Here is a 13,849-nt window from a genome sequence, read left to right on the forward strand (position 1 = left end):
TTTTGAAGCGGTAGTGAATCCGCTGGATGCGGTGAAAATATTTGCAGAGGAAGGGGCGAATACTTATAACTAATGATACTTTTGATGTCATACTTGCAATACTAAAGTATTTAGAAGACTCCATGGATGATGAACGAATTGATTTCAGTAAAGTGAATGCTGAGGCTTTAGGAATTAGCGAACCGAGATACAACAGGATTCTTAGTATCATGATTGAAGAAGGGTATCTTACTGGCTTAACGGCAGTTCCAATTCCTGGTCAAACTTACGATTCATATAAGGCGATTGATCCGTGTATAACGATGTTTGGCATTGAAACCCTGAAGGACAATACATTATCTGCAAAGGCATTGCGATTCGCCAAAGCCATTAAGGAATGGATCCCAGGTTATTAATTGTTGTTCTAGAGCATCTCATTTGAGGTGCTTTTTTACGGGGAGGACTTTATCATGAGTAAACCTAAACTAAATACAGTCGTCAATGTCGCGAAGCTAGACACGCGGAATAAGTACGAAAAAAGCATTCAAAATATGTGGGATATGCTTCCCTATGTGACACAAGAGTGGGAGGGCAAGTCGAAGTTTTTGGAAGCAAAATATGATGGCTTTTTTTAGTGCGCCCAGCATGGGCGTAGTCTATAGGGTGCAAGTCCCGAGCTTGAAGGCAGAAGTAACAGTTAGCTTAACGCAAGGGTGTCCGTGGCAACGTGGAATTTGAAGGAAGCGAACGGCAAACCCCCGGTCTGAGGAACACGAACTTCATATAAGGCTAGGTGTAATTGGATAAGTTATCCAAACGAAACAAAGTCCTTTCTTCCGAAGGTTGTACAGAGTAAATGAAGCAGATAGATGGAGGGAAAGACTACATTCTTACCTGGGGAGGTCTGATTGATACGCCAAGTACTCTTGGTAACCTGTCTAGTGATGGACAGCTGAATAATCAGAAGTTGACAGGAAAAGGGGGGAGTCAGTGATTTTAACATCTGCCTAATCTCCTTAGTGAATCCAATAACAACGCGCCCCAAATAATCACCCTCTATGCTTTATAGCTGAACAGTGAGAGGGTTATGCGTAACCTTAGTGAGCGTTTTCGTTTTACAACATAATATAAATTATGTTGTATTTTTCTGTTTTATTGATATATAATAAAGGGTATAATGCAACATAGTTTATTAATTATAATAAAAAGTAAATGCAACATAATTTACAGGAGATGATAGTATGATGGAAACTTTCCGGGAATATTTAAATTCAAGCGACCTAAGTGAAAATACCATCAAAGGGTACACTCAATCCGTTAATGGATATCTAAAATGGTTTGATGAATCAAAAGGTGTTTCATTTACAAAGCTGCACCGGGAAAATATTCGCGAATATCTATCCTATCTTAAAACAATTGAAGCGGTAGGACCTAAAACGATTAATACGAAATTGAGCGGTTTAGTAAAATTCAACGAGTTTTTAATTCATGACAAAAAACAATTGGATCTGGTTATCGAAAGAAGTGATTTCGTTAAAGTTCAGCAGCAGTATGCGTCTCTCGCAAAAGTTGAATTTCAGGATGCAGAAATGTTTCGTCAGTTAGTACTGGATAGTGGAAAGGCGAGAAATTATGCAATCGTGACTGTGCTAGCCTATGGGGGATTACGCATCTCAGAAACACTCAATTTAAAAGTGACTGATATTAACTTGGTTTCCCGTGAAATACTTATTGTAGACGGGAAGGGGGATAAATCTAGAACAGTTTTTATGGGGGAGAAAGTAAAGATTGCCTTGCAGTCTTGGCTGCGGGAGAGGAAGGAAAAAGAAATAGATTGCGAATTTCTTTTCCCGAGCAACCGAAACAAAAGGTTGGATCGTACTGTCGTAAATAGGTTGTTTAATACGTATTCGGCCAAGATTGGAAAAGATATAACTCCGCATGATCTTCGTCATTTCTTTTGTTCAAATGCGATTGAGAAAGGTATGAGTATTCATGAAGTGGCGAATCAAGCGGGACATTCAAATATCCATACGACGATGTTATATACGAACCCTACCAAAAAAGAAATGCTGGAGAAAATGAATCTCCTTTAAAAATGAATCTATAATTGAAGAGGTTTTATGCGACAACTAGTGTAACACAGGGGGGCAGCCCGCACTTTGACCGATAATTTGCGCTTATTTCAAGTGTTATTTTGCACATATAACTTTAAAAAACTGACTAACTTCACATGAGAAGATTATCTGGGTTTCTTCATTGCAACATAAGATGGATTTTATTAGGTTATTGAACGTAGAATAATGAACAGGGTTTTGTAACGTCTATAGCCATAAAAAGCATTCATTTCAACGGGGATCTGTGTGTGTTCAGAAAAGGACGAGTTTTGGAACAGATATTGGGTTTTAAAATTATTCGAAGGTTACTTTTTTGATAAAGAGTGCATTTTAACTTTGTTCCGCAACGGGGTTATATTATTGAGGGAAATAAACAAGCATTTAGATAATGTAATTGAGATTGTGAAGGATGACACTTAAACTCCCATGAAAATTAAAAAACGCTCAAAATCTATAAAAATGTATAACAAAAAAAGCTCAGAAAAAGTTTTTTTGAAAAAAGACTGAGCCTTGAGAAGGATACTGAACAAATATTGATGTTCTTGTTGAATTATGGATAATTTTGCGTACTTTGATGAACTCGCCATTCTATAAAACTACTTTATTGGTGACATATAAATAAAACTTTTCCAATTATGTTTACTTTCGACATTTAATACCGTCTATATAATAGTACTAATAAAAATAAAATAATGTATGGAGTCTCTGATAGAACTGTTTATTCACCAACAACTTATGATATAACAGGTGCTAAAGAGGCAGTGAAATAATACAAAAAGCGTTAATCCACTGGATTAACGCTTTTTGTATTATTTATTGCCTACAGTCTATTTACATTTAATGTGGTTTCCGTTTTCCTATACTATATTTGTAACGAATACTGTGTACAATACGTCGAATTATATAAGGGGGTGTAATTCGTGAGAAAAACTGTTCTAATATGTATGTCATTTGTTATGATATGTGGGTTAATCGGTTGTAGTAATTCAAACGAGAGTAAGACTGAACAAAATGATGGTTCAAGTAGTAATGAAAAAAATCATGAAGTTAGTTTAACTCATAATAAAAAACCACCTTCATTAACAATTACGGTTGGCGAAGAAATAATTAAAACACAACAAGGAGGATATAATTGGAATTATTTTGACGCAAAAACAGGACAAACGGTTGGCGTCGAAGCAGAATCTTTACCACCTACCGAAATTATTAACGTTGAAAATGCTGTTAGTATCAATCTAAAAGAGACAATAAAACTTAATTTTGAAAACGAACCAATTAAATATGAAATTGTAGCTTATGACGAAAATAATAGTGTGTTTGCAACTTATAATGATTTTAAGGATGTAAAAGAAAAAGGTAAAACGGTTTATGGAATAGTAGCTACTTGGGATAATGGTAAAGCTATTTATGTAGTAGCATTAGATATTCAATAGTGTTGTGGATGTGAAATAAAGATGCGTCGTTTTTAAAAAAATTTTAATCGAAACCATGTGTTAATTTACAGAATCCTTCTTTTTCAGCAATCTGGTGAAATTTCTTGAACTTCCACAACCGGGCGCTTTTACGAAGTAACGCAAAAAGCCCAATTTCTCAATTTTAATACTGAGAAATTGGGCTTTTTTCTATTTACTTATTTACTTATAGTGCATTCACGGAAGTAGTTAACCCATTACTCAATAAGAAAAACTGCCCTGTAGTAGCTGTAGCAGTAAAAACCCGCAAAGAGTACATCAGACTTCCTTTAGTTACTAAGGAAGGTTTTTTATCGACACTTTTTCGGATATATCCGAAAACATATTCCCAGAAAAAAGGACGCCACTTTAATCGGTAATTTGTACTTCAAAGTAAGCCTTTTCTAAACAATAAAAGCACTTATCCAAGCTGTGAGCTGAATTTTAAATTTGGTTATGCAAAATAACGCTTAAAATAAGCGCAAATTACCTCTTAAAGTGACATTTCAGAACCTTCAAATCATCACGTAGAATCTGCCCACCTTTTGGAGAAGATTTATTTATGCTTGCTTCTATATCGAAGAAAGAAGGACTTCTGAACATAATATAGAATATTAGTTTAATAGTCTTTCTGCTAGTCATGTATTCTTATAATAAAATTGAAAGGAGCTTGATTTATTTTTGAAAACTCGACTGCAAATAAAAAAAAAGTTAGTTATTTCTGTGATTTTAATTACAGGTCTTGCATCCTTCATTGTTGGTTGTTCAAAAGATACAACTAACAATGAAGACAAAACAACTATGGAAGGAATTATAGCAAAAGTAAAGGATAATCAGATATTAGTAGTGAAGGGAGTGACAAATGAGGAAATTAAAGCGTTAGCAGAAGAAGAAGTGATAAAGAAAGCGCAAAGTGCGGCTTATTTTGAATTAAAACAGGAAGTAAAGAATCTGAAAGTTGGTAACAAGGTCAAGGTTTGGATTGAAAGCTTAGACACTTCGAATCCTGCTTACGGAATTAGTAGTAAAGTAGAAATTTTAAATTGAGTATATGAGGGGGTTAAACATTGAAAAAGATTAAATCCTTTAAAGTTTTATCTACTTTGACAATAATAGTTACTACTTTATTTTTAGGTAGTTTAACATCAAATGCTACAGAAATAACACCTGATCTCTCGGAACAAATTGAATTTAGAAAAGAGTTCGGATTAGAAACAAATATAGACAAAATTAAATCACTTAATCAAAACATAAAGTTACATGAAGAAAGTAATTTTGAAATTCCTTTGACGAAAGTTGAAGAGGAAGAATTGGAAGAAAGATTCAAAGTACAGAATGAATATATTCCTAAAATAAGAAAATTTCTGGATGAAAAATACAAAAATGAAGATTTCACTTTGTATATTAACCAGGAAAACAAAGGCGAGATAGTAATAAAATTAAAGCAGGCTAGTGAACATAAAAAAGCAACTGTACAAAAAGATTCTATGGTAAATGAATTAAAAAGTGTAGGCCCAATGTTTAGCTACAGAGTTGAAGATGGAAACTATAGTGAATCGGATTTGGATAAAATTTCTGAACAAATATGGGGAAAGAAAGACCAGCAGAACTTAGACTTTGATTCGACCTCCGTAGATGTGATTAATCAAAAGGTAATAGTAGGGATTATAGATTATACATTAGAAAAAGAAAGACAGCTAAGGTTAGCATTTGAAGATTTCCCTTTAGAAGTAATTCAAGTAGATCCTCCAAATAATCATAGGGGTTCTTATGGTGGTGAAAAAATTGTAAATAGTAGAGGTGGTGCTTGTTCTTCTGGTTATTATGCGAAAAGTGGAAGTAATCATTATTTAATCACTGCAGGTCACTGTAGTAGAAGTTATAACGCTAGCACCGGTGTAGTAACAAATCACACTTCTGACACCTATAAATATGAAACCACCTCTTTAGGAAATGTAAACTCAATTAGATTCGGTGGAAAAATAGATGCACTTACTATTTCCGTAAGTTCAAGTAATGCAAATAGTAATATTAATATTAATGGAGCAGTAAGAAAAATGACCTCTTCACAGGCTAGAGATGGTGATACCGTCGGACAAGCCGTATGTAAACTTGGATACGCAACTGGAAAATCCCAATGCGGAACACTTAAAAGTAAAAATGTAGGTTATACAATCTCTGGGGCTGCCTTTTCGGGATTGAGAGGTACTAACCTAACTTCTACTGGTGGCGATAGTGGGGGAACTATGTATAATAGCTTTCAATATTTAGGTATTAATAAGGGCTCTGGTGGGGGTTATACTCAAGTATATTCTCAGATCGGAGAAATTAATTATAGTTTGGGATTAAGCACTTACTTACAATAATTTAAAATGCTAGATATTTTACTTCTAAGATTATGACCCTGCCATCTCCGTGAGAGTGATTGTAGGGTTATTTTTATTTAGTTAGATGTAAACGTTAAACTAGATTCAACAGTTCCCCTTATGTCTCCGACATAGGTTATTACGCAAACTTGGTGAAAAGATATATGTAACCATTTCTACTTGACGGTTACATTAGTGATTACGGCCACTCGATTTTACCACTCATGACATCTTTTTTACCATTGAACGCCAAGAAAATTACCACGCAATGCCACCGTGTGTACCAACACATGGAGACGCATACCAGCTGGGGAAAAAGTGGTTTTTAACAGTACGACCGTAAAGCGGCATGCGCTGGATAACAACTTGACACCGAGCCTCTACGGGCATGAGTCCCAAGCCAGGAAACCAGCAGCGCGTGCTGGCTTGCCCCGCCAAGGAGGTTTATGCAAAGCTTCGCATAATCCCCCTTATGCAAAGTAGATGATTATGCAAAGTAACCTAAGAAAACCTTGTAAGTACGGTATTTCAATTTGATTTACTTTGCATAATGATTTCCGAAAAGAGCTGGAGTCTAGCCTCTTAAAACAAGAAAAGCACAATAATCAGAACTTATATAAGCAATTCGAGTACATTTTCGGGATTATTTGAGTAAGAAATCAAATATATTATGCAAAGTAAATAGGGACGATATCCTTTAGTAATAGGCTTTTTGACTGTTACTTAGCATAATTACTTACTTTGCATAAGGCTATCATGCCCGCCTCTCAGTGTAAAGTTGTAAGCGGAAGAATCGGCAGCCTCTCCCCAGTCGTTGTATATCCATGTCTCTCGCACGCAGGAATCTATTAATATAAAGGTATGAAGTGGTAAACGCCTGTCGTTTTCTGGAACATTTATTGTCATTACATGGTAAAAAGGATGTCGCGGGTGGTACATTTCATTGGCTGTAATCATTGAGCTAAGAAAGAAATAATAAAATGTCACATGATTTACAATTATTTTAAAGAAGCAAGAGAAAGTGACTGTCCGACACTTAACCCCTACGAAGAATGGAAAATTTTCAATAAATTTTATAAGTCCATACCTGGATAACACATGGTCCGTGTGTGGACTTTTTTTCATATACTTATGTCATTGTAGGTTTAGAAAGTGGATATAAAGTTTAATCTAAACATACCTTCTCCACAACATTTGACTCAGAGCCTATTTTTATCCACTTGCAAATAGTAATGATTACGTTTAAGGTGAAAAAGCACTTAATTAGAATAAAGGGGAGAATAGACAGTGAATAATAAATTTTTTGGCGCGATATCATTTATTATTGGGATATTGATTTTAACTGCTTGTAGTAATGGGGGATTACCAACTTCCGAAGAAAGTGATGAAAGTAAGCTGGAAATATATACAACCATCTATCCATTTCAATATTTTACAGAGCGAATTGGGGGAAAAGCTGTTTCAACCAAAAGTATTGTACCTCCTGGGGCCGATGCTCATTCAATAGACATCACGATGAAGGAAATGAAGAAATTAGCAGATAGTGATGCATTCATACATTCAGGAACAGGGTTAGAGAGCTTTGCTAAAGCTGTAATTAATGCGATGGAAAATGAAAATGTGAAAATTATCAATGCCACAGAGAATGTTAAATTAATTAATGGACAAGTTGATGTTCATAATGAGGAAGAAGAAAATTCGGATGAGCATAGTGAAGAAGAAAATGAAGATGTTCATGTCGAACATGGTGATGAGTTAGCTGTCGATCCACATGCATGGTTAGATCCTATTCGTTCAACAATAATTGCTGAAAATATCAAAAATGCATTAATTGAATTAAATCCGGAAAACAAGCTGGTATTTGAAGAAAATTTCAATTCTTTAAAGAAGGATTTAGAGCAATTAAATAAAGAATTCACTGATATGATTAATAATTCAAAAGGTAAAACTTTTATTGTCTCTCATTCTGCATATGGTTATTGGGAAGATGCATATGGCTTAAATCAAATTGCTATCAGTGGTTTATCTCCATTTGATGAGCCTTCTCAATCTAAAATAGTAGAAATAATAAAATCTGTGAAAGAAAACAACTTACAATACATTTATTATGAGCCTAATGTTAAGAATAAAATAGCTAATACTGTAAAAAAAGAAACAGGATTAGAAACTTTGACTTTAAATAATCTTGAATCGATTTCTAAAGAAAGTATTGAATCTAACGAAGATTATCTAAGTTTAATGAAAAAAAATATTGAATCACTTAGCCAAGAACTTACTCAGAAATAGAATTGGATGTAAAGTGTTATCTATATTTAGTGTTTAATAAAATACTATATTTGTGTAAAACTGCAATGACAAGTCCAGTCTTTGCAGTTTTTTGTTTTTTCAATACGTAAAAGGCACGAATTTGTATTAAATCACGATCGTTTATGATCATTGGGTCCCGAAAAAAGTTTACATACACTTTCGTTACTGAAAAATCTTAAGAAAGTCTTAAGAAAATCTTAAGATATAACCACAAAATTGGGTGCTTCTTCTGCAAATTTTTTGCACATTAAAAAGGTATACTTTTTTAGCACCCCAAAAATGGTGCTTAGTTTAAACAAAACGAATGGGGTTACAACGCATGAGTGGATTTACTGGGTTTATTGGAGAAACAAAAAATGCTTCAGTTGTTTTAGAGCGCATGATGGACAATATCATCCATCGCGGTCCTGACTCGTCGGGTATGTTTATAGAAAACGAAGCAGCACTCGGATTTCGTCGTTTAAGTAATATTGATTTAGAGTATGGGAGCCAGCCGTATTACAAAGAGGAAGAATTACTTGTTTTGGTTTTCAATGGGCAAATTTATAACTCCCAAGAGTTAAGGGAGGAACTTATTTCTAATGGTTATGTATTCAAAACCCATACAGATAGCGAAGTATTGATCCGTGGATACCAAGAGTACGGGGAAAGTCTGACTGGTAAATTACGGGGGATGTTCGCATTTGTTATTTGGGATCGGAAAAGAAAAAAACTATTTGGCGCACGTGATATGTTTGGCATTAAACCATTTTATTATGCACATATGAATGGTACATTATTTTTTGGCTCTGAGATTAAAAGCTTTCTGCCACATATTCATTTCAATAAAGAATTAAACGAAAATGCCTTGAAGCCTTATTTAACGTTTCAGTTTTCGGTATTAAACGAAACATTTTTTAAAGGTGTTTTTAAATTACCAGCAGCGCATTATATGACGTATGAGGACGGACAAATTAATATCCAGCGTTACTGGGCTCCAAAATTCAACCCAACAGATCAACCTTTGGAAGAGATTGTAGATGAACTTGATAAAGTGGTAAGAGAATCTATACATGTACATCAAATTAGTGATGTACAGGTTGGTTCCTTTTTATCAAGCGGCGTTGATTCAAGTTATGTTGCATCTGTGTTGAAGCCAGAAAAGACATTTACGGTGGGTTTTGGTAACCAAAGTTTCTCCGAAATCGATAATGCAAAGAAACTATCTAACGAATTAGGAATTGAAAATAGCAATGCAATTTTAGATCCCGACCTCTGCTTTGAGAAGTTGGAGGACATTCAATATATGATGGATGAACCACATTCAGATCCATCAATCGTGCCGTTGTATTTTTTGGCGGAGCTTGCAAGCCGTGATGTAAAGGTCATATTTTCCGGAGAAGGTGCTGATGAATTATTTGGCGGATACGATGAGTACGATTCGACAGTCTTAATGAAGAAGTATAAAAAACTTCCACATTCAGTTCGCAAACCTTTGGGCATACTATCAAAACATTTACCAGAAGTAAGAGGAAAGAAATTCTTGATAAAAGGTGGTCTTTCACCAGAAGAGTGGTTTATTGGACAAGCAAGAATATTTGAAGAAAAAGCAGTGAGTAAAATTTTAACAAGCTCGTATAACAACACACCTACCGTAAAAGAAATCGTTAAACCATATTATGACCAAGTGAAGGGCGAAGACGATGTTACAAAAATGCAGTATTTAGACTTAAACCTTTGGTTAGTGGATGATATTTTATTGAAAGCAGATAAGATGAGTATGGCACATTCTATTGATGTACGGATGCCATTTTTAGACCGTGAAGTAATGAAAATCGCCTCAAAAGTACCTACAAAATACCGCGTAAATAATATAGATACGAAATATGCATTTCGAATCGCTGCAAAACGGACGTTGCCAGAAGAATATGCGAACCGTAAAAAAATCGGCTTCCCAGTTCCGATTCGCCATTGGATTCGTGAGGAAAAATACTATTTGAAAATCAAGTCTTATTTTGAAAGTGTAGAGGCGGCTCAATTTTTTAATCAGCAGTCAATTATGGACTTGTTAAATGAACATTATAATGGTAAAGCTAATAATGGACGAAAAGTATGGACAATCTATTCGTTCCTAATTTGGCATAAGAAGTATTTTGGTTAAGAATTTCATAGTGGTGGCGAAAAGACATGGTAACTAATCGTGTAGTTTTATTTTTATAGGCACTGTTCCTTCTAATCGCAATAGGTTGTATTAATGGCGAAAATTGCAATGCTCAATAACATTAATATAGCTTTGATGACGAGGGTATTATTACCGGCGGTCCACCATAGATTCTGTTTCATTTCCAATTGGTCGCCCTTGGGAGTTTAATAATATTTACGACACCGAGCGGATTCTCTTAACAAGGATGAAATCCACCTTCTACAAACAACTTGAATGCAGAAAATAAACGGTTATCACAATTTATGAAACCCGGTGGTGTGTATGGTAGAAGAGATTCTGCAATGGTTCGAAAATAGTGGTTTACTTGCTGTTTGGATAAGTATCATTTTAAATATTAGTATTAGTGTCTTGGGCTTTATACCAAGCGTATTTATAACGGCAGCAAATATTAGTTTCTTTGGGTTTGGGAAAGGTTTAATTCTTTCTATTCTAGGAGAGGCTTTGGGAGCAATGATAAGCTTTTACCTATATCGAAAAGGTATAAACAAAATAAAAACTAAGTTCATAATTAACAATAAATATTTAAATAGGTTACAACAAAGCAAAGGAATGGAAGCTTTTTTACTAATTTTAGCACTCAGGGTTTTCCCGTTTGTACCATCAGGTTTAGTTACTTTGGCAAGTGCGGGTAGCAACGTTGGAATGCTGAATTTTTCTATAGCCAGTACACTTGGGAAAATACCTGCTCTTGTTATAGAAGCATACTCTACACAGCAAATGCTCAATTGGAGTGGGCAGGGAAAAGTGATCTTAGGAATTTCATCTTTAATCATTATTAGTATATTAATAATAAAGAGTGCCTCTAAATAAAGTGGACTCTTTTTTGTTGTCGTCACTTCGTTTTTGACGAAATACTATGTCGTGGAATTCCACTTACAATCTACCTTTGCAACATTATAATTTCATGTATTGATTCAGATTCACATTTTTTTTTTAATAATTGCTTAAATCGGATTATCAATGAAATTTAATTGCATTACAAAAGAAGGAAGAAATAATATTGATTCTCAATCTCCATAATTCCTGCAAACTTTTAAAGTACAGTAAATGCTGAACCTTTATTTTTGAAAAACTATAAATAAGGCAGAAAACGAGCTAAACATTTTCGGTTTTTCAACAATTAGATGAAGGATAAGGAGAAAAAACTATGTTTGGTATGGGTGCAGGAAATCTTGGAATTGATTTAGGAACAGCAAACACTCTTGTTTTTGTTAAAGGGAAAGGCATCGTCGTTCGGGAGCCTTCCGTTGTTGCAATGGAAACTAAGACAAATCAAATTATTGCGATTGGAAATGAAGCGAAGAATATGATTGGACGTACTCCGGGAAACATTGTTACCGTGTGTCCGATGAAAGATGGTGTTATTGCGGATTATGAAACTACAACAATGATGTTGAATCATTTTATGAAAAAATCACAAAAACAAAGTATTCTTCGTAATAAGCACTATGTAATGCTTTGTGTACCATCTGGGGTAACAACGATAGAAAGGCGTGCTGTCATCAATGCAGCTAAACAAGCAGGAGCGCGGGATGCCTTTTTGATTGAAGAGGTGTTTGCCGCAGCAATTGGATCTGGTTTACCAGTGTGGGAACCAACTGGGAGCATGGTTGTTGATATAGGCGCCGGCACAACGGAAGTCGCAGTCATTTCTTTGGGTGGAATTGTGATTAGCCAATCCATACGTGTCGCTGGTAATGAGATGGATCAATCAATCATTAGTTATATTAGAAAAAAGTATAATTTGATTATTGGGGAACGTACAGCGGAGAGTATTAAAATGGAAATCGGTATGGTTGGAGATATAGAAGGAATTGTGAATATGGAAATTAGCGGTCGGGATCAACTAACCGGACTACCAAAAATCATTGAGATTCAGGCAGAGGATGTTCGGAATGCATTAAGCGATACGATTTATTCCATTATCGATTCAGTGAAAAGTACATTAGAAAATACACCTCCAGAACTGGCTGCTGACATTATGGACAATGGAATTAGATTAACGGGTGGCGGAGCATTGTTGGGTAATTTGGATAAAGTTATTAGTGAGGAAACTCAAATACATACTCTAGTAGCTAATGATCCACTCGATTGTGTAGCTATCGGAATAGGAGCAGCTTTAGAAAACATTCATTTATTTAAAACTAAAGTAAAAGAAAAATAGATCATTACCATTATGTGAATTCCTGGTCATATAAACCTCCTTAACTTGATCCAATAAAATTGCCCAAGTAAAATTCGTTATGAGCGTCTTCGTTACAAAAAGCGATTAACAGTAATAGAGGAGTTTTTCTTGCTTTTAATGATTTATAAAAACAAAGACTTTAAGGATACGTTCATTACAATCCTTGTAATGGAACAAATTTTAATTATTAAAAAGACTTCTATAACCGACATTGTGCTACATATAGTAGCTGACGGAGGAATGTCTATGAAGAAGTCGTTGAAAGTTTGGGTTGCACTTATCTTCTTTCTTTTCATATTTCCAATTATCTTAGAACAGATCCCGAGTGAAACCCCAGAAGAAGTAGCAGTCGTCGCTCCAATGAATAACCGGCAATTAGTTTATGCGACTAATCTCATCGAACCAGAATCAGAACCAGAACCAGAACCACAAATCCAAACAGGAATGCGCGCGCTTTTATTTGCTACACATTCACATGAAGCATTTGAACCAATCACTCAACAATACGATGGAAAAATTGCGGTTTCTCATCCGGAAGCGAATATTATGAAGCTTAATGAAACGATAAAATCCCAGTTGGAATTCAATGGAATATCAACTGGAATTCTTGATGTCGATACTTCCTCGGTAATGATTAAGAAGGGGATACCTTATCACAAATCGTACGATGTGATTAGGCCGTATGTACAAAAGGCGTTAAAAGAAGTCGATTATGACATCATAGTCGACATACACCGCGATTACCTTAAAGCAGACAGAACGACACTCACGTATGAAGGGGAAAAGTATGCAAAAATCGTTTTTGTTATTGGCGGTGAGCATAGTAATTTCAAATTAAATAAGGAATTAGTCGATAGATTGACAGCTGAATTAGAAAAAATTGTTCCGGGTATAACTAGGCCTCTTGTTTTCAAAGCAGGACACGGTGTAGACGGAAAGTACAACCAAGATCTTGATCCGCGTCTCATACTTATTGAAATGGGTGGGATCGGTAATAATGAAGCAGAACTGAACAGAACATCAGCTGTTCTTGCAAAAGCTGTTTCAAATGTTCTCCAGTAAGAGAATCAATTTAAAGAATAAATAAAGCGCCTGGTCATTCCTGAAATTCCAACCAGTTGAGGTAGGAATGAAGAAGCATGGTTAGATAGTAGCGCATATGTAAGTTAATCCACCATAAGGAAATAAATCATTGATAAAAGATTAACGGCTTTGTCATGAAGTCTTCAACGGATGATGGT

General features: G+C 35.1%; 12 protein-coding genes. All 12 read left to right on the forward strand.

Annotated features, from left to right (window positions below; genetic code table 11):
• Nucleotides 1–41: 41 nt before the first annotated feature.
• The 12 genes from MKZ11_RS14150 to spoIIP all read left to right on the forward strand — a co-directional run bounded on the left by MKZ11_RS14150 (nt 42) and on the right by spoIIP (nt 13,670).
• Nucleotides 42–395, forward strand: a complete 354-nt coding sequence (locus tag MKZ11_RS14150) for a YjcQ family protein (protein WP_340795043.1) — start codon at nt 42–44, stop codon at nt 393–395.
• Nucleotides 396–449: 54 nt separating this feature from the next.
• The gene (locus MKZ11_RS14155; protein WP_340795044.1) at nt 450–614 is read left to right on the forward strand and encodes a hypothetical protein; all 165 of its coding nucleotides are present in this window, start codon (nt 450–452) and stop codon (nt 612–614) included.
• Between the two features lie 221 nt (nt 615–835).
• Nucleotides 836–973 (forward strand): hypothetical protein, encoded by a 138-nt coding sequence (locus tag MKZ11_RS14160; protein ID WP_340795045.1) that lies wholly within the window; start codon nt 836–838, stop codon nt 971–973.
• 247 nt (nt 974–1,220) lie between these two features.
• Complete coding sequence (locus MKZ11_RS14165; RefSeq protein WP_340795046.1) at nt 1,221–2,075, forward strand: tyrosine-type recombinase/integrase; 855 nt, start codon at nt 1,221–1,223, stop codon at nt 2,073–2,075.
• 941 nt (nt 2,076–3,016) lie between these two features.
• A complete protein-coding gene (locus MKZ11_RS14170; RefSeq protein ID WP_340795047.1) occupies nt 3,017–3,529 on the forward strand; it encodes a hypothetical protein in 513 nt (170 codons plus the stop codon).
• A 699-nt stretch (nt 3,530–4,228) separates the two neighbouring features.
• A complete protein-coding gene (locus MKZ11_RS14175; RefSeq protein ID WP_340795048.1) occupies nt 4,229–4,594 on the forward strand; it encodes a DUF3221 domain-containing protein in 366 nt (121 codons plus the stop codon).
• A 20-nt stretch (nt 4,595–4,614) separates the two neighbouring features.
• On the forward strand, nt 4,615–5,913 hold the full coding sequence (locus MKZ11_RS14180) for a S1 family peptidase (RefSeq protein WP_340795049.1): 1,299 nt from the start codon (nt 4,615–4,617) through the stop codon (nt 5,911–5,913).
• Nucleotides 5,914–7,200: 1,287 nt separating this feature from the next.
• A complete protein-coding gene (locus tag MKZ11_RS14185; protein WP_340795050.1) occupies nt 7,201–8,199 on the forward strand; it encodes a metal ABC transporter solute-binding protein, Zn/Mn family in 999 nt (332 codons plus the stop codon).
• A gap of 340 nt (nt 8,200–8,539) precedes the next feature.
• The gene (gene asnB, locus MKZ11_RS14190; RefSeq protein ID WP_340795051.1) at nt 8,540–10,360 is read left to right on the forward strand and encodes an asparagine synthase (glutamine-hydrolyzing); all 1,821 of its coding nucleotides are present in this window, start codon (nt 8,540–8,542) and stop codon (nt 10,358–10,360) included.
• A 324-nt stretch (nt 10,361–10,684) separates the two neighbouring features.
• Nucleotides 10,685–11,233, forward strand: coding sequence for a TVP38/TMEM64 family protein (locus tag MKZ11_RS14195; protein WP_340795052.1), 549 nt, complete (start codon nt 10,685–10,687; stop codon nt 11,231–11,233).
• 337 nt (nt 11,234–11,570) lie between these two features.
• Nucleotides 11,571–12,587 (forward strand): rod shape-determining protein, encoded by a 1,017-nt coding sequence (locus MKZ11_RS14200; RefSeq protein WP_340795053.1) that lies wholly within the window; start codon nt 11,571–11,573, stop codon nt 12,585–12,587.
• A gap of 138 nt (nt 12,588–12,725) precedes the next feature.
• Nucleotides 12,726–13,670: a stage II sporulation protein P gene (gene spoIIP, locus MKZ11_RS14205; RefSeq protein WP_340797013.1), complete on the forward strand. Its 945-nt coding sequence runs from the start codon at nt 12,726–12,728 to the stop codon at nt 13,668–13,670.
• Nucleotides 13,671–13,849 lie beyond the last annotated feature (179 nt).

It is taken from the genome of Sporosarcina sp. FSL K6-1508 (assembly GCF_038007465.1).
Lineage (GTDB): Bacteria > Bacillota > Bacilli > Bacillales_A > Planococcaceae > Sporosarcina > Sporosarcina psychrophila_B.

Excerpts from the sequence above, each read along its gene's own strand:
- MKZ11_RS14160 (WP_340795045.1), top strand. The coding sequence starts at position 836 with ATGAAGCAGATAGATGGAGGGAAAGACTACATTCTTACCTGGGGAGGT.
- spoIIP (WP_340797013.1), top strand. The coding sequence starts at position 12,726 with ATGATTTATAAAAACAAAGACTTTAAGGATACGTTCATTACAATCCTT.
- MKZ11_RS14165 (WP_340795046.1), top strand. The coding sequence starts at position 1,221 with ATGATGGAAACTTTCCGGGAATATTTAAATTCAAGCGACCTAAGTGAA.
- MKZ11_RS14195 (WP_340795052.1), top strand. The coding sequence starts at position 10,685 with ATGGTAGAAGAGATTCTGCAATGGTTCGAAAATAGTGGTTTACTTGCT.
- MKZ11_RS14200 (WP_340795053.1), top strand. The coding sequence starts at position 11,571 with ATGTTTGGTATGGGTGCAGGAAATCTTGGAATTGATTTAGGAACAGCA.
- asnB (WP_340795051.1), top strand. The coding sequence starts at position 8,540 with ATGAGTGGATTTACTGGGTTTATTGGAGAAACAAAAAATGCTTCAGTT.
- MKZ11_RS14155 (WP_340795044.1), top strand. The coding sequence starts at position 450 with ATGAGTAAACCTAAACTAAATACAGTCGTCAATGTCGCGAAGCTAGAC.